We start from the raw sequence: 26,276 nt of genomic DNA, 5'->3' as shown, positions 1-26,276 counted from the left end.
GGGCGCTCAGCCCAGCAGGTCCCCGGCCACAGTCTCCCGCAGGATCTCGGAGCTGCCGCCGAAGATGGTCATCAGCCGCACCGCCAGGTAGGCCTGCGCCACCGGGTACTCCAGGATGTAGCCGTAGCCGCCGTGCAACTGCAGGCAGACGTCGATGGCCTCCTTGGCCCGCTCGGTGGCCCACATCTTGGCCTTGGAGGCGGCGACGACGTCGAGCTCGCCGGCGTTGAACTGCTCCACCGCGGCGGCCACGTAGCGCTGAGTGGCCTCCAGGGAGACCTGCAGCTCGGCCAGCCGGAACCGGGTGTTCTGATAGTCGGCCACAGGCCGGTCGAAGGTCTGGCGCTCCTGCACGTAGGTCAGGGTCTGACCCAGCACCTCGGCGGCGACGACGGCGGCCGACGTCGCCACGGCCAGCCGCCCCTGCGGCAGGATCGCCTTGGCGATCTCCAGACCCTGCCCCTCGGCACCGATGAGGTTCGCCGCGGGGACCCGCACTCCGGAGAAGAACAGCTCGGCCGTGTCGGAGGCCTTGAGCCCCATCTTGTCCAGCTGGGTGCCCACCTGGTAGCCGGGGTTGTCCGCCTTCTCCACCAGGAACAGGCTGAAGGAGCCCGCCCCTCCGCGCTGCTTGACGTCCGAGCCGTCGGTGCGGGCCAGCACGAGGGCGCCGTCGCCGGAGATGCCGTTGCCGATGAAGGTCTTCTGGCCGTCGAGCACCCAGTCCTCGCCGTCGCGGACGGCCTTGGTGCGCACACCGCGCAGGTCGGACCCGGCGCCGGGCTCGGTGAACGCCACGGAGGCGATGAAGCTGGAGTCCATGAACTGCGGGAGCCACCTCTCCTGCTGCTCCGGCGAGCCGAAGCGCAGCAGGGCCGGCAGCACCCAGTCGTCGTGGAGGTGCAGCGCCAGGGCCAGGCCGAGGGCGTCGACCCGGGCGAGCTCCTCATCGATGACCATGCGGAAGCGGTAGTCATCTAGTCCCATGCCGCCGTGGTCCTCCCCCACGGCGAGGCCGAGCAGCCCGTTCTCCGCGGCGGCCTCCCAGACGGCTCGGTCCATCATGTGCTCAGCGTCCCAGCGCCGGTAGTGCGGGGCCACCTCGCGGGTGACGAACTCACGCACCACCTCGCGGAACTCCTCGTGGATCTCCTCGTAGAAGCCGGGGAACATGGGGGTCCTTTCAGATCAGGAGGTCATCGGCAGATCTGGGCATGATCGCTGGGCTCGCCTGCTGATTCTCTCATTCTCCGGGCTGGTGCACGCGGGTGGCGTCGTATCGCGCCATGATCCGCTGCGCCTGCAGCGCCACCGGGGCGTCGACCATCTGCCCACGGAAGCTGAACGCGCCGACGGTGAGGGGGTCGGCGTCGGCGCCGGCCTCCTGGCGCAGGGCCACCAGCAGGGCCTTGGCCCACTCCACCTCCCCGGCGTCCGGGGTGTAGGCGCGACGCACGGTCTCCACCTGATGCGGGTGGACGCAGGCCTTGGCCACGAAGCCGCTGGCGCAGGCGTCCTCCGCCTCGGCGGCCAGCCGCGGCAGGTCCCGAATGCCGGTGTTGATGGCGTCCAGGGCGGGGACGCCGGCCGCCCCGGCGGCGATGAGCACGCTGTGGCGGATGTGTCGGATCACCGACCGATAGGCTCCGTCGGCGGTGCGGGCGGTGGTCCCGCCGAGTCCGGCGATCATGTCCTCGGTGCCCCAGAACAGGGCCTCGACGGCGGGGTGGGAGGCCAGCGCGGGGGCGTTGAGCACTCCGATGGGGCTCTCGACCTGAGGGATCAGCCGGGCGTCAGGCAGGGCTGCGGCGACGTGGTCGAGCACGCCGAGGTCCTCCGCCTTGGCGACCACCACGTGCCGCACCGGGCTTCCTTCCAGGGCGGCCAGGTCGGCGTCGAGCTCCCCGAAGGAGACGCCGTTGAGACGGACCACGGTGACGGCGGGATCGAGGGCGGGGACGTCATCGTCCCCACCGGTGATGGCTGTGACGGCGGCGGCACGGGCAGCGGGCTTCTCCGCAGTGGTGACCGCGTCCTCCAGGTCCACGATGACGGCGTCCGAGCGCTCGGCGGCCTTGCCGAAGCGGTCGGGGCGGCTGCCGGGGCAGAACAGCAGCGCGGGGCCGAGGGTGAAGCTGGAGACAGGGGCATCCGGACGGGGCATGGTTCTCCTGAGGAACGATCAGACGGGCGTACGGCAGGTGGCCTGGCGTCAGGCTCGTCCCACCGTACGCCCGCTGTGTGACGCATTCGACAGCGCCGCGCCAAGAATTTCGGACTTACTCGAGGGTCGCCGCGTAGGCCCGGATCTCGACCTGGGAGGACCGGCTGGCCGCCGACGCCTGCACCACAGACAGCGCCGGGACCGGCCGGTCCCCGAGCCAGTCGTTCCAGGCGCGCGCGAAGTCCTCGGCGTCGTCGATGCTCAGCAGCCACACCTGCGCCATGACGATCTGGCGGGGGTGGCCTCCCACCTCGGCAAGCAGGTCATCGATCCTCTCGAGGATCTGCCGACTCTGGCCTTCGACGTCCAGGGACTTGTCCGGCGCTGTCAGGCAGGCCGAGGCCAGACCGCCATGGGCGGAGGCCAGGTGGATCCCCGGCGCCCCCGGGGCGGTGACACGTCCGGCCTTGGTGATGCTCATCGGCCCTCCGTCCCAGCCGTGCGCGCTGCAGTGGCGACGACCTCCACCAGGATGTCGGGCCGGTGCAGCTCCCCGGAGACACAGGTGCGCGCCGGCGGGTTCTCCTTGTCGATCCAGTGGTTCCAGGCCTTGTTCATCGCCCCGAAGTAGCGCATGTCGCTGAGCCAGATGTGGATCATCAGCACGGAGCCCTGATCCTCGCCCAACTGTTCCAGCAGCTGGTCCAGGCGCTGCAGACACCAGCTGGTCTGATCCGCCGCGCTCAGGGACGTGTCCTTCGCCGTGATCCCCGAGAAGAAGATCAGATCCTCTGTGGCGACGGCCTCCGCCGCTCTGGCCCCGGCGATCTCCCGCGTTCCGATGCGTTCCATTCCTCACCTTTCGTCGTGTCATGTGTCAGCGCCGGGTGGCGCGTCACTGATGTCAGCTCTGTGCCGCCCGCCCCGAAGACCGAGGAGGCCTCAGAGGCCCCGTCCTGGGACGGCCTCCAGCAGAGCAGTCGTGTACTCATCCTGCGGGGCGTCGATGATCTGCCCCACGGGTCCCGCCTCCACCACGCGGCCCCGCCGCAGGACCACGACCTCGTCCGCGATCTCCGAGGTGACGCCGAGGTCGTGGGTGATGAACAGGCAGCTCACGCCGATCTCGGCCTGCAGGCCGCGCAGCAGGTCCAGGATCTGTTTCTGCACGAGCACGTCGAGGGCCGAGACGGCCTCGTCGCACACCAGCAGCTCGGGCTCGGCGACCAGCGCCCTGGCGATCGCCACGCGCTGCCGCTGCCCGCCGGAGAGCTCCCCGGGATACTTTCCCAGGGCGGACTGCGGCAGCGCGACGTGATCGAGGCACTCCCGGACTCTGCGCCGCTTCTCCGCGCGTCCGAGGTCGCGTCGCGGGACGAGCGACTCCGCGATGAGCCCCGCCACGCTCCAGTACGGATTCAGCGAGGAGAAGGGATCCTGGAACACGGGCTGGGTCAGGCTCCGCAGGTAGCGGATGTCATCGCGGGACTCCGGCCGGATGGCGCGTGCGCCCACCCGCGCCTCACCGCTCGTGGCCTTCTCGAGCCCGAGGGTGATCCTGGCGACCGTCGACTTCCCGGACCCGGACTCTCCGATCACCGCTGTGGTGGTGCCCTTCCTGATGTCGAAGCTGACGTCGTCGACGGCCCGCAGCGGCTCCTTGAAGCCCCGGATCTTGAAGTCCTTCACCAGACCGCGGATGCTCAGGAAGCTGGGGCCCCCGTCGTCCTCCCGCGGCGCCTCCTCCCGGCGCCGGTGGGCGTCCAGCCGCGGGGCGGCGTCCACGAGCCGCTGCGAGTACGGGTGGCTCGGCGCGCGGAGGATCCCCCTCGGGGTGCCCTGCTCGACGACCTCACCGTCGGACATCACCACGACCTCGTCGGCCCGATCGGCGGCCACGCCGAGGTCATGGGTCACCAGGATCCGAGTCAGACCCCTGTCCTCGGCGAGCGTGTCCAGGTGATCCAGGATGCGCTTCTGCACGGTGACGTCCAGGGCCGAGGTCGGCTCGTCGGCGATCAGCAGCTCCGGATCGCCGGAGAGCGCGATCGCGATGAGGATGCGTTGCCTCATCCCTCCCGAGAACTCGTGCGGATACTGCCGGAACCGGCGCGCCGGCTCAGGGATCCCGGCGTCGTCCATGAGCTGCAGGGCCCGACGCCGCCGATCCTCCTTGGATCGCATGCCGTACTGCTTCAGCGCGTCACAGATCTGGTCACCGATGCGCATCGAGGGATTCAGGCTCGCCATGGGGTCCTGCGGCACCAGCCCGATGCGTGCTCCCCGATAGTGGCGCAGTGTGCCCTCGGAGAGGTCCGCCAGACGCTCGCCGGCGTAATCGACCTCCCCGCCGACGACGCGGGCGTTCTCCGGGAGCAGGCCCAGCAGCGCCTTGACGGTGGTGGACTTGCCCGATCCGGAGCCGCCCACGATCGCCAGCGAGCGCCCGGGGGCCACCGCGAAGCTGGCTCCTCGCACCGCGTCCTGCCCGTCGTAGGCGACGCGGAGGTCCCGCACCGTGATCAGCGGGTCCGGCCTGATGGGCGAGCTGTCCGTCTCGTGTGCCGTGGTCGTCATCGGGTCACCTCGCATTGGGGTCGAGGGCGTCGCGCAGGGCGTCGCCGAACATGTTGAAGCCCAGGCACATGACGATGATCGTCAGACCCGGCCAGACGGCCGCCCAGGGTGAGCGGTAGATGTACTCCTGGGCGTCGGCGAGCATGATGCCCAGCGACGGCTCGGGCGGCTGGATCCCCAGCCCCAGGAAGGAGAGCATCGCCTCACCGATGATCGCCACCGGGATGATCACCGTGGCCTGGACGATGATCACCGAGGACGCGTTGGGCAGCAGGTGCTGGAACAGGATCCTCGCCTGCGAGATGTTCATGGCGCGGGCGGCCTGGACGAACTCCAGCCCGGAGATCCGCAGCGCCTCCCCGCGGACCACTCGCACGATGATCGGGATGTTCGCGATGCCCAGCGCGATGGCCGCGTTCTCCAGACTCGGCCCGCGGATGGCCGCCAGGCCGACCGCGATGATGAGGAACGGGAAGGCCAGGGCGACGTCGGTGAGTCGCGAGACGACGGCGTCGGCCACCCGGGAGTACCCGGCCAGCAGCCCCAGCGGGGTCCCGACGCCCACGGCGACGGCGACCGAGAGCAGCCCGATCCACAGGGAAGTGCGGACGCCGTAGAGCAGCCGTGAGAGCACGTCCCGGCCCAGGTCGTCGGTGCCCAGCGGATAGCCGGCGGTGCCTGGGGTCTGGAACGGGATCTGGAAGTTGACCGCGGCGAAGTGATGCGGGGCGATCCAGGGGGCGCCGACGGCGGCGATGACGGTGAGCAGCAGCAGGAGACCTCCGATCACCCCCAGCTTGTTCCGGGCCAGCTGCTGGAGGCCCCGGATGAAAGGACTGCGGCTCGTCTCCGCCGCGGCCGCGGCGGCTGTGGTCTGATACATGGGCACGTCCTCCTCAGGCACTGACCCGGACTCGGGGATTGATGACGGTGTAGAGGATGTCCACCAGAAGGTTGATCACCACGTAGAGCACCGTCACGACCAGCACGACGGCCTGGATCACCGGGAAGTCTCGCGCCAGGATGGCGTCCAGGGTGAGGCTCCCGATGCCGGGCAGGACGAAGATCTGCTCCGTGACGACCGCCCCGGAGAGCAGCGCGCCCAGTTGGAGTCCGGTGATGGTCACCAGGGCGATGAGCGCGTTGCGCAGCCCGTACTTGAACAGCACCCGCGGCTGGGACAGCCCCTTGGCCTTGGCGAATCGGACGTAGTCGGTGCCCATCGTCTCGATCATGGACGCCCGTGTCTGGCGGGTCACCACGGCGGCCAGCGCGGTGGCCAGCACGATCGCCGGCATCGTGAGGTGGTACAGCGCCGCCAAGGGGTTGACGCCCATAGGGACGTACCCGGATGCCGGGAACCATCCGAGGGTGATCGCGAAGAGCATGATCCCCAGCAGGCCGAGCCAGAAGCTCGGCAGGGAGAGCCCCAGCAGGGCGATCCCGTTGCTGAGGAACTCCGGGAACCGTCCCCGGTGCCGTTCAGCGATCATCCCGAGGATGATGCCGCCGACGGTCGCCAGGAACACGGCGTAGAGCGCCAGCCAGAGCGTCACCGGCAGCGTCTGGGAGATCATGGAGGTCACCTCCTGCCCGGTGCGGGTCGACTCCCCGAGGTTCAGGGTGACGACGTTCTTCAGGAAGATGAGGAACTGCTCCACGAGCGGGCGGTCCAGTCCGAGGTCGGCCCGGATCGCGGCGATCTCGGCCGGGCCGGCCTCATCGCCGGCCATCGCCCGCGCCGGGTCACCGGGCAGTGCCCGGATTCCCAGGAAGATGACGACGGCGGAGATCAGCAGCGTGATCAGGGACTGGACGAGTCGGGTCAGGAAGAAGCGGCTCTTGGTCATCGTGACGGCGGCCCTCAGTCGTCGCCGAGGTCGAGCTCGTCGATGTCGATCTCCTCTTCGGCCGCCTCGGTGTCGACGAACGCCGCACCGGAGACCCGCAGGATGCCGTCCGGGGAGAACCAGACGCCGGCGATGGATTCGTGGGCCGCACCCAGGTTGCTCAGCCGGTAGGTGACGATGATGTTGTTCAGCTCGCCGGCCCGTTCCACCGCCTGCCCGTAGAGCTCGACGCGCTCGTCGTGGTCCACGGTGCGGGCGGCCTCGTCGAGGTACTCGTCGATCTCCGGGTCGGAGAGCCCCGAGTAGTTGTTGCCGGCACCGGTGGAGAAGTAGTTGTGCAGGTTGTTGTGCGGGTCGATCATCCCGCCCCAGCCCACGAGGATCGCGTCGAAGTCGCCGCGGTCCTGGGCATCGAGCAGGGCGGTCCACTCCATGGGCCGGATGGTGAACTCGAAGCCCGCGTCCTCCACGGAGGCCTGCAGGGCCTGAGCGTAACGCAGGGAGTCCTGGTCGTTGCGCACGGTGAGGTCGATCTCCACGGGGATGTCCACCCCCGCGTCCTCCAGGAGCTCCATCGCGCGGTCCGGGTCGTGCTCGGGGCAGTCGGTGGCCCGCTCGTCGGCGAACGTGCTGATCGGTGACATCGGCGTGCAGGCGGAGACGTACCAGTTGTTGAACACGACGTCGACGAGGGAGTCCCGGTCGATGGCCAGCGAGAGCGCCTCGCGCACGGCGGGCTCCTGGGCCACCACGGTGTCGATCTCACCGGGCGGCTGGCCGGTGCCGTCCACATTGCCGATGTTCAGCGTCAGCCCCTGGAATCCCAGGGAGTCCAGGACGAGGCCGTTGACCTCACCGGCGGCGTCGTCGACGAGCGCGTCGAACTCCTGGGGCGAGACGGTGTCGGTGAGGTGCACATCCCGAGAACGCAGGTTGGCGGCCCGGATGTTGTGGTCAGGCATGATCACGTAGGTGATGGAGTCCAGGTGGACCTCGTCGGCCCCGTAGTAGTGGGGGTCGGCGACGACGTCGATGCGGGTCTGCGGCACCCGCTCCACCAGCGCGAAGGGCCCCACGCAGCTGGGCGCCTGGGCGAAGTCGTCCCCGAGCTCATCGAGCGCCTGAGGAGACATGATCATCCCGGCGCGGTCGGACAGCGTCGCCACCAGGGGCGCAAAGGGCTCGGCCAGCTCGATCTCGATCTCATGGTCGTCGACCACGCGAATCTCCTCGATCGGCCCCATGTCCGAGCTGCGCGCGGAGGTGGGGTGCTCCAGGTGCCGCTCCAGGCTGGTCCTGACCGCTTCGGCGTCCATGGGGGTGCCGTCGGAGAAGACGGCGTCCTCGCGCAGCGGGATCCGCAGCACGGTCTCGTCCTCGGAGTAGTCCGGCAGCTCGGTGGCGAGCATCGGGATGATCTCGCCCTCGGCGTCGATGTCGTAGAGCTTCTCGCACATGGACTCGAAGACCATGCGCCCGGCCCGGGTGCGGGCCGTGGTGGGGTCGAGTGCGTCCGGCTCCTGGGACAGGGCCATGACGAGGTCGCCGCCCTCGACGGCCTCGTCGGCGGCCAGCGGAACGGACGACTCCCCCTCACGCGCGTCGACCTCCTGCTCTCCGATCTCCTGGACCTCGGAGCAGCCCACCAGGGCGACCAGGGACAGCAGGGCGAGTGATTTCTTCATGGGTCGTGACACCACCGTTTCAGGGAGCGGATTGGACAGCGCGAGTGAGCATCAGGTCACTTGGTCGGACCAAATCTCATGAGTCCTGAGTCTGTGCTCCACATCACATGGATGTCAAGAGTTTCGCGAAAACTCAACGACTGGTAGGCCCTCTGGGCGTTGACTGCCCCGTCCTGTCCATGCCACGGTATGGACACTTGGTCGGACCACCGGTCCACCGGTGGACGATTCACGGGTCGCCAGAGACGCATCCGCCATACTGGGGAGGCACGGAGCGCGGCCGGCAGACGACCGGCCACGGAGCGGAGGACCCATGCGCGAACTCGACGGACTCTCCATCAGCTCGGTCACCGTCGCCGAACAGCTCAGCCGACGCCTGATCAGCATGATCGAGGACGGCGAGCTCAAGGCCGGCGACAAGCTGCCCAACGAGCGCGCCCTGGCGGAGTCGGCGGAGGTCTCCCGCACCACCGTGCGGGAAGCCCTGCGGGACCTGGAGCTGCGGGGGCTGATCACCAGGACGCGCGGCCGCGGCACAGTGGTGCGCGCCGTCCGGCGTCCGGACCTGCACGCCGGGATGCTCGGCTCCATGGAGACCTCCCACCGCGTGCTCCGGGAGGTCATGGACCTCCGCGCCGTGGTCGAGCCCCCGATGGCGGAGCGTGCGGCCGACCGGGCACTGGACTCGGAGCTGCCCGGGCTCCTCCACCGTGTGGAGCAGGCCGAGGAGGAGCTCGCCCGACCGGACCCTTCCGTGCCGCTGCTCTTCCAGCTGGACATGGCCTTCCACAGTGAGATCGCGAAGCTGACCCACAATCCGATGCTCACCCGACTGCTGAACGTCACCCACGACTGGATGACGCCCTCAGAGGCAGGCCTGCACCTGCCCGACGAGAAGCTGAGGACCGCGGTGGAGGCGCACCGCCGGATCTACGAGGCCATCCGCCGGCACGACGCCGACGAGGCCCGCCGCCTCATGGCCGAGCATCTCGAGGAAGTCGCCGCCCACCTGGACCTGCAGCGGTGACGCGATGGCGGCACCGCTGAGCCTGGGCGACACCTGGGCCGCCGACCTGGCGGTCGGCTCCCTCCGCGACTGGGCCCAGTACGGGCTGGGCATCGCCGTGATGGGTGCCGCCACCGTGGTGCTGCTGCGCCGCTCCGGCATCCGCCTCGGCGCACTGCCGCTGGTGGCGCTGGTGCGGGCGGCCGCCCAACTCACGCTCATCGCCCTGCTGCTGCAGGGGGTGCTCACCGCTCCCTGGACCGTGGTGCTGTTCATCCTGCTCATGCTCTCCACCGCCTCGGCCACCTCCTTCCGACGGGCGAAGGAGCTCCCCCGCGGCCCCGCAGGAGCCGTCCTCGGCGTGCTGATCGGCGGCACCATGACCGTGGCGGTCGTGCTGCTGCTGGGCCTGGTCGCGTGGGAGACGGAGAAGATCATCGCCATCGCCGGCATCACCATCGGCAACTGCATGACGGCCTCCACGCTCGCGATGCGACGGTTCGCCTCCAGCCTGCAGCAGCGCTCCGGAGAGGTGGAGGCCTGGCTGTCCTTGGGGGCGCGACCGGCCCAGGCCACGGCCCAGATGCGCCGGGAAGCGGTGCGGGAGGCCCTGCTCCCGAACCTCGACCAGACGAAGAACACCGGACTGGTCACCCTGCCCGGGGCCTTCGTCGGCGCACTCTTCGGCGGCGCCTCGCCTGTCGAGGCCGCGCAGTTCCAGCTCGTCGTGCTGGCCGCGATCGGCCTGGCCGGGTCGGTGACCGCCCTGCTGGGGACCTGGTGGGCGGCGCGCTCACCCCGGATCCCCCTGCAGGCGGCGTCGAGCTGACGCCTCCCAGACCCCCTATCGCACCATGACGCCTGACCATGACACCTGACCATGACACCTGAGGTCGCGCACCTCACCTCCGGACGCGTTTCGTGGCACCATGGCTGGGATGCCTGCTGGCGGGAGCCCCGCTCCCGCACCATCGGATCTGTTCGGAATCGCACGGAGAGTGAGGCGAGGTCAGCCCCATGCCTGAATCGGCAGCTGGAACCCCCCTGCACATCATCACCCTGGTCAAATGGGTGCCGGACGCTCAGCTGGAGCGCCGGTTCACCGCGGAGCGACGCATCGACCGCTCGGAGGGCATCCTGGGTGAGCTGGATGAGTACCCGCTCGAGGCCGCCCTGCAGATCAAGGAGGCCGCCTCACGGGACGTGCGGGTCTCCGCCCTGACCATCGGGCCGGCGGGCGCGGCCACCGCCGCGAAGAAGGCCCTGCAGATCGGCGCCGATGACGCCTTCCACCTCAGCGACGACGCGCTGACCGGCGCCGACGTCGTCGCCACCTCTGCCGCGCTGGCCGCGGCGATCGAGCATGTCCTGGCCGACGGCGATGCCGAGGGCGAGCACCTCGTCATCACGGGCATGGCCTCCGAGGACGGCGAGTCCGGCGCGGTGCCGCCGCAGCTGGCCGAACGACTCGGACTCAACCTTGTCACCCAGGCCACCGCCGTGGCGCTGGAGGAGGACCGGCTGGTGGTCACCCGCGCCTCCGCCACGGAGCAGCAGCGGCTGGCGGCCGCCCTGCCGGCCGTGGTCTCCGTGACCGACCAGGCCAATGAGCCCCGGTACCCGAACTTCAAGGCGATCATGGCGGCGAAGAAGAAGCCGATGACCTCCTGGAGTCTGGCCGACGTCGGGCTGGACGCTTCCGCGGTGGCCTCGAAGGCCACCGTGCTGACCGCGGAGGCGCGTCCGCCGCGCACCGCGGGCGAGATCATCACCGATGAGGGTGATGCCGGCGTGAAGATCGTGGAGTTCCTGGCAAAGGAGCGTGTGCTGTGAGTGTTGCCCTGGTGTTCTTCGAGTCGCTGGACGCGCGGCTCTCCTCGGCCCAGCAGGAGCTGCTGACCCTGGCCGCCACGCTCGGCGAGGTCCATGTGGTCACCGGGACCCCGGGTGACCGCGCCGTCGACGCGGTCGCCGTCGAGGGTGTGCAGACCGTCTACACCGGTGACGCGGAGATCCTCACCCCGGACCCCGCCCTGGTGGACCTGCTGGAGACCGCGGTGCAGGAGACCGCCGCCTCGGCGATCCTCGCCCCGGACACGCCGGACTCCACCGACGCGCTCGCCCGCCTGGCGGTCCGCCTGGACACCGGGATCATCACCGACGCCGTGGGCATCGACTCCGAGCGGCGTGTCACGAAGTCCGTGCTGGCCGGCTCCTACACCACCACCGCCGAGGTGGCCGAGGACCGCGCCCTGGTGGCCACGGTGAAGCCGAACTCGGTGGAGGCCGCCGTCGTCGCGGGCCAGGCCCCCGAGGTGGTCGCACTGCCGGTGGGCCCCTCTCTCGCCGAGGGTGCCGCCGCCTCCGGCGGTGTCGAGGTCCTTCAGCGCACTCCGCTCGAGGTCTCGGAGCGCCCGGCCCTGACGGAGGCCCGCGTCGTCGTCGCCGGCGGCCGCGGGGTGGACGGGAACTTCGGTCCGCTGGAGGAGCTGGCCGATGAGCTGGGTGCGGCGATCGGCGCCTCCCGCGCGGCCACCGACGCCGGGTGGATCGACCACGCCGCCCAGGTGGGCCAGACCGGCGTGACGGTGTCCCCGCAGCTCTACATATCCGCCGGCATCTCCGGGGCGATCCAGCAGCGCGCCGGCATGCAGACCGCCCAGACGATCGTGGCGATCAACAAGGACGAGGACGCCCCGGTGTTCGAGATCGCCGACTTCGGCGTGGTGGGCGACCTGTTCGAGGTCGTGCCGCAGATGGTGGAGGAGCTGCGCCGCCGCAAGGGCTGACCCCCGGGCCAGCGGCATGTGGCCTGCCTCACATACCATGAGAGGGTCATGCGGGCAGGACCGCCGCACCCAGGGATGAGGGAGACCCGAACCATGAGCCAGGACGCCGCCGCCGATCGCCGTGAGATGGAGCAGCATCCCGATGTCCGGGGCCTGCGCATCCTGCGCTTCCTCGGACCCGGCCTGCTGGTGGCCATGGCCGGCGTGGGGACCAGCCACCTGGTCACCGCACCGCTGGCCGGTGCGCACTTCGAGTTCGCGCTCCTGTGGGTCCTGCCGGTGGCGTTCCTGTTCAAATGGCAGGGCTTCGAGCTGGCTATGCGATACACCGCCGCCACCGGCGAGTCCATCCTCTCCGCCTACACCCGCATCCCGGGGCCGAAGAAGTGGGCGGTCTGGGCCGTGCTGGCAGCCACGATCGTCATCGGCTGCACCGCCGTCGGGGCGATCGTCGCGGCCGCGGCGGCCGTGCTGTGGGCGAGCTTCGGCGTCGGATCCCTGCTGGCCTACGGCGTGGTGCTGTCCCTGCTGGCCGTCGGACTGCTCCTGGCCGGGAAGTACCGGGGCTTGGAATGGGTCAACAAGGTGCTGGCCATCGTGCTGGTGATCGGCACCGTCGTCGCCTTCGTGGTCGGCGGAGTCCAGGGCGAGGCCTGGGGTCACCTGCTGCTGCCGGCCATCCCCGCTGGGTCCGCGCTGCTCGTCGCCGGGCTCATGGGCTGGATGCCCACCGACCTGAGCGTCGGCGTGTGGGCCTCGCTGTGGATGACGAGCAAGCGCCGCGGCATGGTGCGCGTCCGGGAGGTCTTCGGGCCGCAGGCGGTGGAGCATACGCCCGCTGAGGTGCGTCCCTACGCCGACGCCTGGTTCAAGGCCGCGCTCTACGACTTCCGGATCGGGCACATCGTCTCCTGGATCATCGCGACCATGTACCTGGTGCTGGGGGCGATGATCCTCTTCGCCCGCGAGGACAAGCCGGAGGGTGCGGGCACCATCCTCGCCATCTCCCACATCTTCACCGACACCGTGGGCGTGTGGATGTTCCCGATCTTCATCGCCGGGGCCTCCGCCGCGCTGTTCTCCACCGTGCTGATCATCTTCGACGGATTCCCTCGGACCTTCGCGGCCTGCCTGACCGAGCTGGTGGCGACGCACGCCGACCGCCCGTGGTGGACCGAGCGGACCCTGATGCGAGTGATGATGGGCGTGATGGTGGTGTGCGCGATCATCGCGCTGACGTTGTTCCCGAATCCGGCGATGCTGGTGCCCGCCGCCGGCGCGGTCTCGTTCGCGATCAGCCCGGTGCTCTTCGCGGTGAACCTCCATGTGGCGGTGAAGTTCATCCCGGCGCGGTACCGCCCCGGCAGATTCGTGGTCATCTGGAGCTGGATCAGCATCGTGGTCCTGTCCCTGCTCACCCTGTGGGTCATCCCCCAGACGCTGGGCTGGCTCTGAGGCTGCGGAACGGAGCGAGGGTGGCGCGCACGACGTCGGCGGCACCCCAGTCGGTGTCGAACTGGGCGATCACCGCCAGGTGCTGGCGCAGCTGGAGGATCGGCATGCGGTCCCCCCAGTGCCGGTCGAGCCCGGTCAGGTCGGCATAGAGCTCGAAGAACGTCTCGGCCTCCGGGGGCGGAGCCGTCGTCCACAGATGGGCCAGGTCGATCTCCGCCCAGGTGTAGGACACCGCCGGATCGATCAGTGCCGGCCGGCCCTCCCGGGTGGCCAGCAGGTTCTGCGCCCACAGGTCACCGTGGACCAGGCATGCCGGCGCCGCCGGAAGCAGCTCAGGCAGTCGGTCGCACAGCCGCTCCAGGGCGGCTCGGTCCGCGACCCCGAGCACGTCGTGCACGCGGGGCTCGTCGAGCCACCGCAGCAGTCGGTGCTGGGCGAAGAACTCGAAGCCGTCGTCCTCCCAGGTGTTGATCTGCTGTCGCCGACCCAGCCAGTTGTGGCGGTGCCACCCGAAGCGGGGGTGCCGGGTGGAGGTGTGCAGATGGGCCAGCTCATGGGCGAGCCGCTCCCAGAAGACCTCGGCGTCCGGCCGGGGATGCAGCGTCGAGAGGACGAGCAGATCGTGGTCGGCGAGGACGACCTCGGGGGTGACGACTCCGCCCGCCTCAGCCAGCACCGTGAGCCCCTCAGCCTCCGCGGCGAAGGCATCGTCGCCCGGCGGCCCGCCGAAGGTCTTCACGAACACCGTGGTGCCGTCGCGGCGGTGAGCCAGACCGGCGGTCGCCGCCAGACCCCCGGCGACCGGCTCCACGCGCACCACGTCGTCCAGGCCTGCCTGCTGCAGGCGTGGGAGCAGCATGGACGATGCAGCTGTCACCCGGTGGCTCCTCTCCGCGACGTGCCTGGGTCTCAGAGACGTCGTATCACGCGCCGCAGGGCCCGGTGAAGGTCTGGACGCTGATCCGCATCACACGCCGAGCAGCCAGGCGGCCAGCAGCACCACCGGCAGGCTCAGCAGCGAGCTGGCGAAGGTGACGTCCTTGGCCACGGTGACCGGCATCCCGTGGTGAAGGCCGAAGACGAACACGTTCTGCGCGGTGGGCAGCGCCGCCATCGCCACTACTCCCAGCAGCTCGGCACCGGTCAGCCCGAAGACCGGGCCGGCGAGCGCCCATGCGACCACCGGCATGACGGCGACCTTGCACACGGTGCCCACCACGGCGTCGGCCCGGCGCTCCCGCACGGCGAAGGGCCGCTCCTGCCACAGCGCCATCCCGAAGATCAGCAGCATCAGCGGGATGGAGGCCTCCCCCAGCATCCGGACCGGCTCCCAGATCACCTCGGGCGGCCGCCGGTCCAGCAGGGAGAGGACCGCCCCGATCAGGACGCCCAGCGTGACGGGGTTCAGCATGGAGCCCAGGATGGTCCGGGCCCGGGAGGGCCCGCCGGAACGCCCGAGCAGCCCGAAGAGCGTGAGGAACAGCGGGGCGAGCACCAGCAGCTGGGCCAGCAGCACCGAGACCACCGGAGCCGTGGTACCCACCATGTACAGGGCGATCGGCACCCCGATGTTGCCCGCGTTCACGTAGCAGGAGGCCATCGCTCCCACCGCGACGTCGGCACCGGTGGCGGCACCCGACGCGCCACCGTCACGGGCGCTGGCTCTGGCGCCGTCGCCGTCGGGCATCGGCCGACGTCGGCGTCGTCGCAGCGCCAGCAGGCCATAGGCGGAGAAGACCACGGCGGTGATCCCGGCGATGCCGAGCGCCAGCGGCGCGTACAGTCCGGCCACCATGCGGACATCCGTCTGGGAGACCAGCACCACCATCAGGCACGGGTTGGTGATGTAGTAGACCAACGGCGTGACCCCGCGCTGCGCAGAGCGGGCCTTCTGCGGGGCGATCGCCGCGGTGCCGGCGCCGATGAGCACGAGCACCGCCACCACGCTGAAACCGAGGAGAACGCCCTCCACTCACCCTCCTTCGCTGGCCGTGCCCGCCGGCGGCGGAGCATCCACCCGCACCCTACAGCGCGCCACCTCTGCAGGTCAGCTCAGCAGGAAGGTCAGCGCAGCAGGCAGGGACGCTTGGGATCGAACTCCCAGCCCGGGACGAGATACTGCATGGCCACCGCGTCGTCGCGGGCACCGAGCCCTTCCCGCAGGTAGAGCTCATGGGCCTCCTCCAGGCGATTCCGGTCCAGGTCCACGCCGAGCCCGGGCCGCTGCGGCACGGCGATGGCGCCGTCGTCCTGACCTGCTGGCGGTGCCCGGCGAGGAGCCCGCCCGGGAGCCCTCCGACGCCGGGCGCTGATCCCTGGGCCCTCCCCTCCAGGCCCTCCCCAGTCGCGTTTTCCACAGGCTGCCGGTGGGGGCCTGCCAGGCCCCTCGGATCTGGCTACCGTGGAGGCATGAGCCAGCCACCGCATGTGACTCCAGGTCAGATCCCGATGCCCGCCCCTCCGCAGGGGGCGCTGCCCGCCCCTCCACCGGCCGGACCGCCCATGCCTCCGCCGCCGAACCCGCAGGCTCAGAATGCCGAGCGTGATGCGTCGGTCTCCCTGGCGCTGGGCATCGTGGGGCTGTTCTTCCTGCACATCGTGCTGGGGCCGGTCGCCATCGGATTCGCCGTCCGGGCGCGGCGGAACGGCCACCGCGCTCTGTCCGGCCTGGTGCTCGGGTGGATATCCCTGGCGATCGGTGTGCTGACGCTGATCCCGGTGGTGCTGGGGCTCATCATCCTGGCCACCGGCGGACTGTGAGGAGGGCAGCTCCATGACCTGCTCGCAGCAGCACAGCGCGCTCGCACCCACGGCCCCTCCGGTCCACCGCTTCACCGCCGCTCAGCGGGCGGCGGACCGCGCCGTCGTGACCGTCCTGGTGGGGCTGGTGCTCCTGCCGATGCTTCTGGGGCCCCTGGCGCTGATCCTGGTGCGCAGGACCCGGCGCCTGGGAGGCGAGCCCCTCCGCTGGGTGGTCGTGGTGGCGTGGATCGAGATCGTCGTCGGCATCCTCATCCTGGCGGTCATCGCCATGACGCTGTTCAGCCTGCTGACGATGGCCGCCCACGGCTCGGCGTCCTGACCGTCGACGCCTCCCGCGGCACCAGGCGCTGCAGCTGAGTGACGTGCTTCGGCTCGAGCTCTTCGACCGTGGAGACCTCCAGCAGCCGCATGGTCCGCTCCACCTGCTCACTGAGGATCTCGATGGTCCGGTCCACGCCGGCGCGGCCGCCGGCCATGAGCCCGTACAGGTAGGCCCGCCCCACGAAGGTGAACTTCGCCCCCATGGCCAGGGCGGCGACGACGTCGGCGCCGTTCATGATGCCGGTGTCCATGGTGACCTCGAGGTCGTCTCCGACCTCGCGGACCACCTCAGGCAGCAGGTGGAACGGGATCGGCGCCCGGTCCAGCTGGCGGCCTCCGTGGTTGGAGAGCACGATGCCGTCGACGCCCAGATCCGCCAGGGTCTTGGCGTCCTCCACGTTCTGGACGCCCTTGACGACGATCTTGCCGGGGAACAGTTCCCGGATGATCGTCAGGTCCTCGAAGCTGATGGACGGGTCCATGGCGGAGTCCAGCAGCTCGCCGACGGTCCCCCCGGTGGAGGACAGCGAGGCGAACTCCAGCGGCGGGGTGGTCAGGAAGTCGATCCACCACCAGGGCCGCGGGATCGCGTTGATCACGGTGCCCAGGCTCAGCTGCGGCGGGATGGAGAACCCGTTGCGCTTGTCCCGCAGCCGGGCTCCGGCCACCGGGGTGTCCACGGTGAAGAACAGGGTGTCGAATCCGGCGGCCGCGGCGCGCTCCACCAGGCGGTAGGAGATCTCCCGCTGCTTCATCACGTACAGCTGGAACCAGTTCCGCCCGTGCGGGTTGGCCTTCTTCACATCCTCGATGGAGGTGGTTCCCAGCGTGGAGAGCGTGAACGGGATCCCCGCCGCGCCGGCGGCCGAGGCCCCGGCAGTCTCGCCTTCGGTCTGCATGAGCCGGGTGAACCCGGTGGGCGCGATCCCGAAGGGCTGGGCCGAGGGCCCGCCGAAGATCGTGGTGGAGGTGTCCACTGCGGAGACGTCCCGCAGGATCGAGGGGTTGAACTGCACGTCCTCGAAGGCCTGCCGCGCCCGGTGCATGGAGAGCTCGCCCTCGGCCGCGCCGTCGGTGTAGTCGAAGGCGGCCTTCGGGGTCCGCCGCTTCGCGATCCGGCGCAGATCCTCGATGGTCAGCGCCGCGTTCAGCCGACGACGGCTCGCGTTGAAGTCGACCTTCTTGAACTGCATCAGCGGCGCAAGGTCACGGGGCTTGGGGAGACGACGCTCAACCATGGGGCTCCTTCTTCGTGAGGTGATGCTGCTGCGCATCACGGTACATCCAGCTGCTGAGGGGGTTCGTCACACCTGCGGACGGTACGTGGTCGGCGAGTGGCTGCGGGTGATCAGCTCGCGCAGGTCCTCCAGCTCACCGCTGAGCGTCCCGGCGGTGCGCGCCTGGATGAGCAGGTTGCCGATGGCGGTGGCCTCCACCGGGCCGGCGACGACGTCGAGACCGCTGCGGTCCGCCGTGGCCTGGCACAGCAGGGCGTTCAGCGACCCTCCGCCGACCACGTGCACGACGTCGACCCTCCTCTCGGCCAGCCGGGCGGCGTCGTCGAGGGCGCGGGCGAAGCCTGCGGCGATGGACTCCACGATGCAGCGCACCAGGGCGGGCTCGGAGCCGGGGGTCGGCTGGTCGTGCTCGGTGCACCAGTCCGCGATCCGGGCGGGCATGTCGCCGGGGGCGACGAAGCGTTCGTCCTGGACGTCGATGATCACGACGTCGGCGGCGGGCACCTGTTCCGCGGCCTCCAGCAGCGCCCCCAGGTCCTGGGCCCGGCCGGTCTGACGCTCCCAGGTGCGCAGGGTCTCAGAGAGCAGCCAGGTGCCCATCACGTTGGTGAGGAAGCGGAAGCGGCCGTCCACGCCGCCCTCATTGGTGAAGTTCGCCTCCCGGCTGGCCTCGGTGACCACGGCCTGATCCAGCTCGAGCCCCACCAGCCCCCAGGTGCCGCAGGAGATGTAGGCGGCGTGCGGGGAGGACAGCGGGGTGCCGACGATCGCGCTGGCGGTGTCATGGGACCCCACCAGGGTCACCGGCAGCCGCTGTCCGCCCAGGAACGGGGCCAGCTGGTCACGAGTCTCCCCCAGCGTGGTGCCGGGTGCGGCGATGTCCGGGAACAGCCCGGCCGGCAGCCCGAGTGTCGTGATCAGCTCATGGTCCCAGTCCTGGGTGTCCACGTTGACCAGCCCGGTGGTGGAGGCGTTGGTGGCCTCCGCCGTCGCCTCGCCGGTGAGCCACTGGCCCAGCAGGTCGGGCACCAGCAGGGCGCGCTCCACGGCCGCCCCCGCCGGCCCGGCCAGCAGCTCGTCGGCGGCCAGCTGGTAGAGGGTGTTGAACGGGAGGAACTGCAGACCGTTGCGCCGGTACAGCTCGGCGAAGGGGACCCGTCGGTGCACCGCCTCCACACCGGCGGCGGTGCGCTCGTCCCGGTAGTGGAACGGGGCGCCCAGCAGGGCCAGGCCGCCGTCGCCGGCCGCGCGGGCCAGCAGACCGTAGTCCACCGCCCAGGAGTCGATGCCCACCGAGGCGAGGCCGCCGTCGTCGTCGGCGACACGGACCGCCTCGCCCAGCCCCGTCAGGGCGTGGTCGAACAGGCCGATGAGGTCCCACCGCAGCCCGTCGGGCAGGTGCACCGGCCCGTTGGAGAAGCGGGACACCTCCGTCAGCTGCAGCGTGTCCGGACCCACCTGACCCAGGACCACGCGCCCGCTGGAGGCGCCGAGGTCCACGGCCGCATGCTGGGTGGTCGGCTGCGTCGTCGTGCTCATCGAGTCTGCCTCTCGCTCGGGCTGCGGCTCAGCGCAGGAAGGCGGCGGCGACGCCGGCGTCGACCGGCACGTGCAGCCCGGTGGTGTGGGACAGGTCCGAGCTGACCAGGGCGAAGGCCGCGTTGGCGACGTTCTCCGGCAGCACCTCGCGCTTGAGGATGGTGCGCTGGGCGTAGAACCTGCCCAGGTCCTTCTCCTCGATGCCGTAGGTCTTGGCTCGGTTGGCGCCCCAGCCGGAGGAGAAGATGCCGGAGCCCTGCACCACGCCGTCGGGGTTGATGCCGTTGACGCGGATCTGGTGCTCTCCCAGCTCGGCGGCCAGCAGCCGCACCTGGTGGGCCTGGTCGGCCTTGGTGGCGGAGTAGGCGATGTTGTTCGGGCCGGCGAACACGGAGTTCTTCGAGGAGATGTAGAGGATGTCTCCGCCCAGGCCCTGGTCGATGAGCGCCTTCGCCGCCGTCTTGGACACCAGGAAGGAGCCCTTGGCCATCACGTTGTGCTGCAGATCCCAGTCCTTGGCGGTGGTCTCCAGCAGGGACTTGCTCAGCGAGAGGCCGGCGTTGTTGACCACGATGTCCAGCCCTCCGAACGCCAGCAGGGTCTCATCGACGGCGGCCTGCACGGCGGCCTCGTCGGAGACGTCGGCGGCGACGCCGATGGCCTTGTCCGGGCCGCCCAGCTCGGCGGCGACCGCCTGGGCCTTCTCCAGATCCAGGTCTGCGATGGCGACGACGGCGCCTTCAGCCGCCAGACGGGTGGCGATGGCCTTGCCGATGCCGGAGGCGGCCCCGGTCACCAGCGCGATGCGGGTGGCCAGCGGCTTGGGCTTCGGCATGCGCTGCAGCTTGGCCTCCTCCAGCGCCCAGTACTCGATGCGGAACTTCTCCCGCTCGTCGATGGGCGCGTAGCGGGACAGCCCTTCGGCGCCGCGCATCACGTTGATGGCGTTGAGGTAGAACTCGCCGGCCACCCGGGCGGTCTGCTTGTCCTTGCCGAAGGAGAACATGCCCACCCCGGGGATGAGGATGATCGCCGGGTCGGCGCCGCGGATCGCGGGGCTGTCCGCGTCGGCGTGACGGTCGTAGTAGGCCTGGTAGTCCTTCCGGTAGGCCTCGTGCAGCTCCAGCAGACGGGCCTTGGCGTCATCGACGGCGGCGTCTGCGGGCAGGTCCAGCACCAGCGGCTTGACCTTGGTGCGCAGGAAGTGGTCCGGGCACGAGGTGCCCAGCTCCGCGAGTCGCGGGTGCTCGGCGTGGGAGAGGAAGTCCAGGACGACGTCGTCATCGGAGAAGTGGCCGACCTGCGGCTTGTCCGCACTGGCGATGGCGCGGATGGTGGGCATCAGCGCGGCGGCCTTGGCGCGGCGCTGATCCGCGGGCAGGGCGCCGTAGCCGTCCAGCGCCGGGCCGAAGGGCTCCGGCCGGGAGTGCTTCTCGATATAGGCGGCGGCGGTGTCGATGATCCACAGGGAGTTCTGCTCGGACTCCTCGGAGGTGTCGCCCCAGGCGGTGATGCCGTGGCCGCCCAGGATGCAGCCGATCGCCTGCGGGTTCTTCTCCTTGATCTCGGCGATGTCGAGGCCCAGCTGGAACCCGGGACGGCGCCACGGCACCCAGACGACCTTGTCCCCGAAGATGGTGCGGGTCAGCTCCTCGCCGTCGGCGGCGGTGGCGATCGCGATGCCCGAGTCCGGGTGCAGGTGGTCCACATGGGCGGCGTCCACCAGCCCGTGCATGGCGGTGTCGATCGACGGCGCGGCCCCGCCCTTGCCGTGCAGGCAGTAGTCGAAGGCGGCGACCATCTCATCTTCGCGTTCCACGCCCGGGTAGGTGCCCACCATGGCGCGCATGCGGTCCAGGCGCAGGGTGGCCAGGCCGGACTCCTTCAGGGTGCCGAGGTCGCCGCCGGAGCCCTTGACCCAGAGCAGCTCGACCTCCTCCCCAGTGACAGGGTCGACGTCGACGCCCTTGGCGGAGGTGTTGCCGCCGGCGTAGTTGGTGTTCTTCGGGTCGGCTCCGAGCCGGTTGGACCGGGTGATGAGGTCAGCGACGGTGGGGTTCGTCATGAGTGATCCTTCTGTGGGTGAGTCAGGGTCTCAGGGCGTGCGGAGCAGCCGCGCGGCGAACTGCTCGATGGTCTGCTGCGCCGCCTGTGCGGCCGCTGGCCCTTCGTGGGGCCGGTTGAGATGGCCGTGCCGGACGCCGGGCACCATCCGGAGGTCCACGTCGACGCCGGCCTGCCGCAGGGACTCCGCGTAGGTCTCGGCGGAGACGCGCAGCTCGTCGACCTCGCCGGTGGCGAGGGTGGTCGGCGGGTGCCCGGCCAGCTGGCCGACGTCGGCGGTCCCGGGCACGGCGGCCACGGGGGCGTCCTCGGCCGGCCGGCCCAGGTAGTTCTCGTACATGCGGCGCACCGGCTCGGGGCCGAAGCGGTCGGCCTCCGGATCGGCGTCGAGGAGCGCGCGGAGATCCGCAGGCGTAGGTGGCTGGACGGCGTGCAGGGTGGGGTAGGCGAGGAGCAGATGGGCCGGCAGCGGCCGGGCGGGGTGCTCGTCGTCGTCGCCCGTGGTCCGGGCCAGGCGGGTCAGCACGACGCCGGCGGCCAGGTTCGCGCCGGCGCTCGCTCCACCGAGGCTGATCCGCTCCGGGTCCGCCCCGATCTCGACGGCCTGCGCGCGGGTCCAGTCGAAGGCCGCCGCCAGCTCCTCCCCCGGCACAGGGAAGCGCACTCCAGTCTCGGGCTCGCCCTGGTGCAGGTCAGCGGCGTCGAGAGCCTCGAACGGCGGAGCCAGCCGGTAGTCGACGGAGACGACGGGAATCCCGCGGGCGGCCAGGGATCGGGCCACCCAGTCGGCCTCGGCCATCTCCAGGTCGCCGTAGGCGAAGCCGCCGCCGTGGGCCCACACCAGCGCCGGTCCCGGCTGCGCCGCCGCAGGGGGCTGCCTGCGGTAGAGACGCACCGGCAGCGACCCGTGCGGGCCGGCCAGCGTGTGGTCCTGCGCCTCGACGGCGTCCAGAGCCCCGACGGCGGCGCGCATCAGGCGCCCCAGCCCACCTGGGTGCCGCCGACGCGCTCGGCCTCGATCTGCTCCTGGTGGCCGGACTCGGCGTAGGCTCGCATCGGGTTCGCCGGCAGCCCGCGGGACTCCCGCCAGGCGGCGAGGTCAGCGCGGACGTCGGTGTAGAAGGCGTCCATGAAGACCTCGTGGGCGCCCAGCACGTCTCCGGCCTGCTGAGCCTGCCCGAGCACCTCACGGTCCACCAGCAGTGCGCGGGCCGTCATCTCCTGGACGTTGAGCACGCTGCGGATCTGGCCCGGGATCTTCTTCTCCACGTTGTGGCACTGGTCCAGCATGAAGGCGACCTCGGAGCCCGGGCCGTAGCCGCCGCCGCGGATGACCTCGAAGAGGATGCGGAAGAGCTGGAAGGGGTCGGCCGCGCCGACGATCAGGTCGTCGTCGGCGTAGAACCGGGAGTTGAAGTCGAAGGCGCCGAGCTTCCCGAGCCGCAGCAGCTGGGCGACGATGAACTCGATGTTGGTGCCCGGGGCGTGATGCCCGGTGTCCAGGCAGACGGTGGCGTTGTCCCCGAGGGCCTGCACGTGCGCCAGTGCAGTGCCCCAGTCCGGGACGTCGGTGTGGTAGAACGCCGGCTCGAAGAACTTGTACTCCAGCACCAGGCGCTGGTCGCCGCTGAGCTGGGCATAGATGGTCTGCAGGGACTCGGCCAGCCGGTCCTGGCGACCGCGGATGTCCGCCTGTCCCGGATAATTGGAACCGTCGGCCAGCCAGATCTTCAGATCCCGCGATCCGGTGGCGTTCATGACCTCGAGGCACTGCAGGTGGTGGTCGATCGCCTTCTGCCGGATGGCGGGGTCGTGGTGGGTCAGACCGCCGAACTTGTAGTCGTCGTCCTGGAAGGTGTTGGAGTTGATGGTGCCCAGCTCCACGCCCAGGTCCTCGGCATAGCGGCGCAGCGCGGCGAAGTCGTCCACCAGGTCCCACGGAATGTGCAGCGCGACCTTCGGCGCCAGACCGGTGAAGCGGTTCACCGTGGCGGCGTCGGCGATCTTCTCCTCCACCGTGCGCGGGGTGCCGGCCGTGCCGAAGACCTTGAACCGCGTCCCGGAGTTGCCGTAGGCCCAGGAGGGCACCTCGATCGCCTGGCCCTCCAGCTGCGGAGCGATCTCTGCGAATGTCGTCATGGTCCTCAGTCCTGCCGGTAGTAAATCGTTTCAAAACCTGCGAGCATCGTATGATGATGGTCACAGGCGTGTCAACCGGCGGGCCCGTCCTGCACCTCAGGCAGGCGCACCACCTCCAACGGTCCGCCCTGCGGGTGATCCGCATAGGGCCGGTCCCGGTTCTCCGGCAGGCTTTCCCAGCGCAGCACGTACCGCCCTCCGCCGGAGCCGACTCCCCGGCCGTGCAGCATATTCACCTGCAGCCCCGGGAAGTCGCCGCGCACCACGTCGAGCCCGTCCGGCCAGGGGGACGTGGGCCCCTCCCCCAGAGCTCGCAGCTCCTGATCCATGACGATGCTGCGTCGCTCTCCGAAGGCCCGGAGGTCGACGCGCACGCGACCATCCGGCTGGGCCTCCGAGCCGAACACCTCGACCTCGAAGTCGAGCGTCCCGTGACCGCCGAAGTCCCACCGCCTCTCCCACTCGGTGAGCCGCCGGATCTCCCAGGAGGACCCTGGCGCCCCGATGGACTCGACACCGCCTGGCCGGGCGGCCCAGATCTGGGAGAGGCCGTCGGCGTCGTACTTGTGGTAGATCACGTGGACGCTCCCGTCGGCGCCGAAGCCGAGCCGTGCGTTGCCGTTCAACAGGCCCCCGCGCGGCGGGACGGGATCCACCAGATCTCCCGTGCCATAGGTGAACGGCACCTCCACGGGACGACCGTGCGCATCGACCCAGGAGACCAGGTCCCGGCTGCGCGCGTAGGTCAGCAGGGAGTTGGTCGCGGCGTCGGGAGTCTCCCGCCACATCCACAGCAGGTGGAACCACCCGTCAGGTCCCAGCTCGGGCCCCTGCGGGTACGCGCTCCAAGACCCGCGGCCGTCGCGGTCCGAACCGTCGAAGAGCGGCGTCTCCAGGAGACGCCTCCAGGACTGAGCGGCCTCATCGTAGATGTTCACATACGTGGCCCCGTCGCCCGAGCCGCCGTTGCGGTGGCTGAACACCAGACGGCCGTCCTGACGGTGCGCGAACTCCGGGTACGTCACCGACCCCTCGGTCCCAGGATCCACAAGGTGGTCGTACCGCGTGAGCGTGCCGACGTCGCCGGGCACCCTTGTGCGGAAGTAGACCATCGGGTCGTTGTGCATGTTGCCGGAGACATGCAGGTGGCCGCCGCGGTCCAGACCCAGGGAGATGTGGTTGTGCGAGTCCCAGCCGAGCGTCTCGTCGAGCACCTGCCGGACCCAGGGGCTGTCGCCGTCGAGCTGTCGATGAGCGACGACGAGGCGCCGCTGAGCGTCCCAGTACCCCACGTACTGGTCGGCCCCGGAGGTCAGCAGGGCGAACCCGACGTACATCCCGGCCCATGCCTCACCCACCTCTGACCGCACGCCTGATCCGTCCATAGGGTTACTTCGCCTGCTCCGCCAGCACCCGGGCGCTCTGCGGCCCGGCGGCCTTCTCCTGGTGGATGACCTGAGGCATCCGGGAGACCCAGAACCATCCGATCAGTCCGGCGGTGAGCAGAACTCCGGCGATGCAGTAGAAGAACAGGGGGACGCTCTGCTCGATGATCAGCGGCGTCACCAGGGCCGCACCGGCGGCGACGGCGCGGGTGAAGGCGATCGCGATGCCCTGGGCGGCGCTGCGATACTCGGTGGGGAAGATCTCCTGGGACCAGATCTTGAACAGCGGCTCACCGGAGGGCTGCTGCGCGAACCAGAACAGGGCGGCCATGAGGAAGACGGTCGCCGTGGTGACGCCCAGCAGACCGGGCAGCACCCAGGCGGCCACGGCGAGCACGGTGCCGAGCAGGAACAGCGGCATGCGCAGCGGGGTGTCACTGAAGCGCATGACCAGGAAGGTCCCGCCCAGACCGATGATCACCGCGATCACATTGAGCAACGAGGCCGTGGAGACGGTGGCCCCGCCGACGTCGGTGAACAGGTAGATGGCGTACTGGCCGTTGGAGTTCGCGGCGATGTTCTGGATCCCGTAGAACAGCGAGACGCCGATCAGCGCCCACAGGTAGGTGGGCCCGAACAGCACCTTGAGGCTGGCCCTGTCGATGCTTCCGGTGCGCACCGCCTCCCGCTTCTCCTGCCACAGCGGAGACTCTGGGAGGCGCCAGCGCAGGACCAGCACGACGACGGCGACGAGCAGCAGGTGCGCGTACATCAGCCGCGCCCCGTCCGCGCCGAGGTCACCCACGAAGATGCCGATGACGTTGACGATGGGGATCACGATCATCCACAGCGCGTGGGAGAGGGTGACGAACTTGCCCTCCTCCCCGTCAGGCGCGGATTCGGCGATCATGGCCAGCGACGGCGGCAGATCCGCCCCGGAGGAGAAGCCGAGCAGCAGGATGCCCACGTACAGCCAGCCCGCACCCGGGGCGAAGACGAGGATGGCCGCAGCCAGGATGTAGACGAAGAGCGTCAGCGTGAAGACCCGGCGGCGCCCGAACCGGTCGGCCAGCGGCCCGCCGATGAGTGCCCCGACGGCGATCATCGCCGTCAGCAGCGCGGAGAGCTGACCGTATTGGAACTCCGTGAACCCGAACTCCTCCCGGTAGAGCACCAGGGCCGTTCCGGTGGTGACGATGGCGCCGGCATCCATGTAGGAGGCCATTCCCGCCACACCGGCGGTCCACCAGGCGCGTCGTCGCTGGGCGGGATTCAGGGTCTCGGGCACAGGAGACTCCCTT

General features: G+C 70.3%; 24 protein-coding genes and 1 pseudogene. 7 read left to right on the top strand and 18 right to left on the bottom strand.

Features of this window, described 5'->3' with window-relative positions; genetic code table 11:
- Positions 1-6: 6 nt before the first annotated feature.
- The 8 genes from SD455_RS07790 to SD455_RS07755 all read right to left on the bottom strand — a co-directional run bounded on the left by SD455_RS07790 (position 7) and on the right by SD455_RS07755 (position 8,276).
- A complete protein-coding gene (locus SD455_RS07790; RefSeq protein ID WP_445507740.1) occupies positions 7-1,173 on the bottom strand; it encodes an acyl-CoA dehydrogenase family protein in 1,167 nt (388 codons plus the stop codon).
- A 70-nt stretch (positions 1,174-1,243) separates the two neighbouring features.
- Complete coding sequence (locus SD455_RS07785; RefSeq protein WP_070159081.1) at positions 1,244-2,164, bottom strand: HpcH/HpaI aldolase/citrate lyase family protein; 921 nt, start codon at positions 2,162-2,164, stop codon at positions 1,244-1,246.
- Between the two features lie 115 nt (positions 2,165-2,279).
- Entirely contained in the window at positions 2,280-2,645 is a 366-nt protein-coding gene (locus SD455_RS07780) for a Rid family hydrolase (protein ID WP_445507739.1), read from the bottom strand.
- The gene (locus SD455_RS07775) at positions 2,642-3,016 is read right to left on the bottom strand and encodes a RidA family protein (RefSeq protein WP_070159088.1); all 375 of its coding nucleotides are present in this window, start codon (positions 3,014-3,016) and stop codon (positions 2,642-2,644) included. Before SD455_RS07775 ends, SD455_RS07780 begins: the two co-directional genes overlap by 4 nt.
- 90 nt (positions 3,017-3,106) lie before the next feature.
- Positions 3,107-4,741 (bottom strand): dipeptide ABC transporter ATP-binding protein, encoded by a 1,635-nt coding sequence (locus SD455_RS07770; RefSeq protein ID WP_445507738.1) that lies wholly within the window; start codon positions 4,739-4,741, stop codon positions 3,107-3,109.
- A gap of 4 nt (positions 4,742-4,745) precedes the next feature.
- A complete protein-coding gene (locus SD455_RS07765) occupies positions 4,746-5,624 on the bottom strand; it encodes an ABC transporter permease (RefSeq protein ID WP_445507737.1) in 879 nt (292 codons plus the stop codon).
- A 13-nt stretch (positions 5,625-5,637) separates the two neighbouring features.
- Positions 5,638-6,591: an ABC transporter permease gene (locus SD455_RS07760; protein ID WP_070159090.1), complete on the bottom strand. Its 954-nt coding sequence runs from the start codon at positions 6,589-6,591 to the stop codon at positions 5,638-5,640.
- 14 nt (positions 6,592-6,605) lie between these two features.
- Positions 6,606-8,276, bottom strand: a complete 1,671-nt coding sequence (locus tag SD455_RS07755) for an ABC transporter substrate-binding protein (RefSeq protein ID WP_445507736.1) — start codon at positions 8,274-8,276, stop codon at positions 6,606-6,608.
- A 313-nt stretch (positions 8,277-8,589) separates the two neighbouring features.
- Between SD455_RS07755 and SD455_RS07750 the strand changes: the two genes are divergently transcribed.
- The 5 genes from SD455_RS07750 to SD455_RS07730 all read left to right on the top strand — a co-directional run bounded on the left by SD455_RS07750 (position 8,590) and on the right by SD455_RS07730 (position 13,526).
- Entirely contained in the window at positions 8,590-9,303 is a 714-nt protein-coding gene (locus SD455_RS07750) for a FadR/GntR family transcriptional regulator (protein ID WP_070159092.1), read from the top strand.
- Positions 9,304-9,307: 4 nt separating this feature from the next.
- Positions 9,308-10,111 carry an ABC transporter permease gene (locus SD455_RS07745; protein WP_083277350.1) on the top strand — a complete coding sequence of 268 codons (804 nt, stop codon included), beginning with the start codon at positions 9,308-9,310 and terminating at the stop codon, positions 10,109-10,111.
- A 188-nt stretch (positions 10,112-10,299) separates the two neighbouring features.
- Positions 10,300-11,115, top strand: a complete 816-nt coding sequence (locus SD455_RS07740; RefSeq protein ID WP_170922648.1) for an electron transfer flavoprotein subunit beta/FixA family protein — start codon at positions 10,300-10,302, stop codon at positions 11,113-11,115.
- Positions 11,112-12,071: an electron transfer flavoprotein subunit alpha/FixB family protein gene (locus tag SD455_RS07735; RefSeq protein ID WP_070159093.1), complete on the top strand. Its 960-nt coding sequence runs from the start codon at positions 11,112-11,114 to the stop codon at positions 12,069-12,071. The genes SD455_RS07740 and SD455_RS07735 overlap by 4 nt, the downstream gene beginning before the upstream one ends.
- 93 nt (positions 12,072-12,164) lie before the next feature.
- A complete protein-coding gene (locus tag SD455_RS07730) occupies positions 12,165-13,526 on the top strand; it encodes an Nramp family divalent metal transporter (RefSeq protein ID WP_445507735.1) in 1,362 nt (453 codons plus the stop codon).
- On the opposite strand, the gene SD455_RS07725 is transcribed toward SD455_RS07730, so the two are convergent.
- The 3 genes and pseudogenes from SD455_RS07725 to gudD form a co-directional block, all read right to left on the bottom strand.
- Complete coding sequence (locus SD455_RS07725) at positions 13,498-14,403, bottom strand: fructosamine kinase family protein (protein WP_237090082.1); 906 nt, start codon at positions 14,401-14,403, stop codon at positions 13,498-13,500. The two genes, SD455_RS07730 and SD455_RS07725, sit on opposite strands and share 29 nt — an antisense overlap.
- A 90-nt stretch (positions 14,404-14,493) precedes the next feature.
- Positions 14,494-15,498, bottom strand: coding sequence for an AEC family transporter (locus SD455_RS07720; protein ID WP_445507734.1), 1,005 nt, complete (start codon positions 15,496-15,498; stop codon positions 14,494-14,496).
- 92 nt (positions 15,499-15,590) lie between these two features.
- A pseudogene (gudD, locus tag SD455_RS07715) lies at positions 15,591-15,770 on the bottom strand (glucarate dehydratase); the annotation flags it as partial.
- Positions 15,771-15,935: 165 nt separating this feature from the next.
- On the opposite strand from gudD, the gene SD455_RS07710 reads away from it, so the two are divergent.
- Both SD455_RS07710 and SD455_RS07705 read left to right on the top strand, forming a co-directional pair.
- Positions 15,936-16,286, top strand: a complete 351-nt coding sequence (locus tag SD455_RS07710) for a hypothetical protein (RefSeq protein ID WP_445507733.1) — start codon at positions 15,936-15,938, stop codon at positions 16,284-16,286.
- A 13-nt stretch (positions 16,287-16,299) separates the two neighbouring features.
- A complete protein-coding gene (locus SD455_RS07705) occupies positions 16,300-16,608 on the top strand; it encodes a hypothetical protein (protein WP_445507732.1) in 309 nt (102 codons plus the stop codon).
- On the opposite strand, the gene SD455_RS07700 is transcribed toward SD455_RS07705, so the two are convergent.
- From SD455_RS07700 to SD455_RS07670, 7 genes are all read right to left on the bottom strand, one after another.
- The gene (locus SD455_RS07700) at positions 16,568-17,848 is read right to left on the bottom strand and encodes an alpha-hydroxy acid oxidase (protein ID WP_445507731.1); all 1,281 of its coding nucleotides are present in this window, start codon (positions 17,846-17,848) and stop codon (positions 16,568-16,570) included. The genes SD455_RS07705 and SD455_RS07700 overlap by 41 nt on opposite strands.
- A 66-nt stretch (positions 17,849-17,914) precedes the next feature.
- Complete coding sequence (locus tag SD455_RS07695) at positions 17,915-19,387, bottom strand: rhamnulokinase (RefSeq protein WP_445507730.1); 1,473 nt, start codon at positions 19,385-19,387, stop codon at positions 17,915-17,917.
- A gap of 28 nt (positions 19,388-19,415) precedes the next feature.
- Positions 19,416-21,452, bottom strand: coding sequence for a bifunctional aldolase/short-chain dehydrogenase (locus SD455_RS07690; RefSeq protein ID WP_445507729.1), 2,037 nt, complete (start codon positions 21,450-21,452; stop codon positions 19,416-19,418).
- Between the two features lie 30 nt (positions 21,453-21,482).
- Positions 21,483-22,424: an alpha/beta hydrolase fold domain-containing protein gene (locus SD455_RS07685; protein ID WP_445507728.1), complete on the bottom strand. Its 942-nt coding sequence runs from the start codon at positions 22,422-22,424 to the stop codon at positions 21,483-21,485.
- A complete protein-coding gene (rhaI, locus tag SD455_RS07680; protein WP_070159033.1) occupies positions 22,424-23,590 on the bottom strand; it encodes an L-rhamnose isomerase in 1,167 nt (388 codons plus the stop codon). Before rhaI ends, SD455_RS07685 begins: the two co-directional genes overlap by 1 nt.
- Before the next feature lie 71 nt (positions 23,591-23,661).
- Complete coding sequence (locus tag SD455_RS07675; RefSeq protein WP_445507727.1) at positions 23,662-24,948, bottom strand: BNR repeat-containing protein; 1,287 nt, start codon at positions 24,946-24,948, stop codon at positions 23,662-23,664.
- Between the two features lie 31 nt (positions 24,949-24,979).
- Complete coding sequence (locus tag SD455_RS07670; RefSeq protein WP_445507726.1) at positions 24,980-26,263, bottom strand: MFS transporter; 1,284 nt, start codon at positions 26,261-26,263, stop codon at positions 24,980-24,982.
- Between the last annotated feature and the right edge of the window lie 13 nt (positions 26,264-26,276).

It is taken from the genome of Nesterenkonia sp. K-15-9-6 (assembly GCF_052656005.1).
The sequence above is the reverse complement of the archived record's forward strand: the minus strand, read 5'-3'. Positions and strand labels throughout refer to the sequence as shown.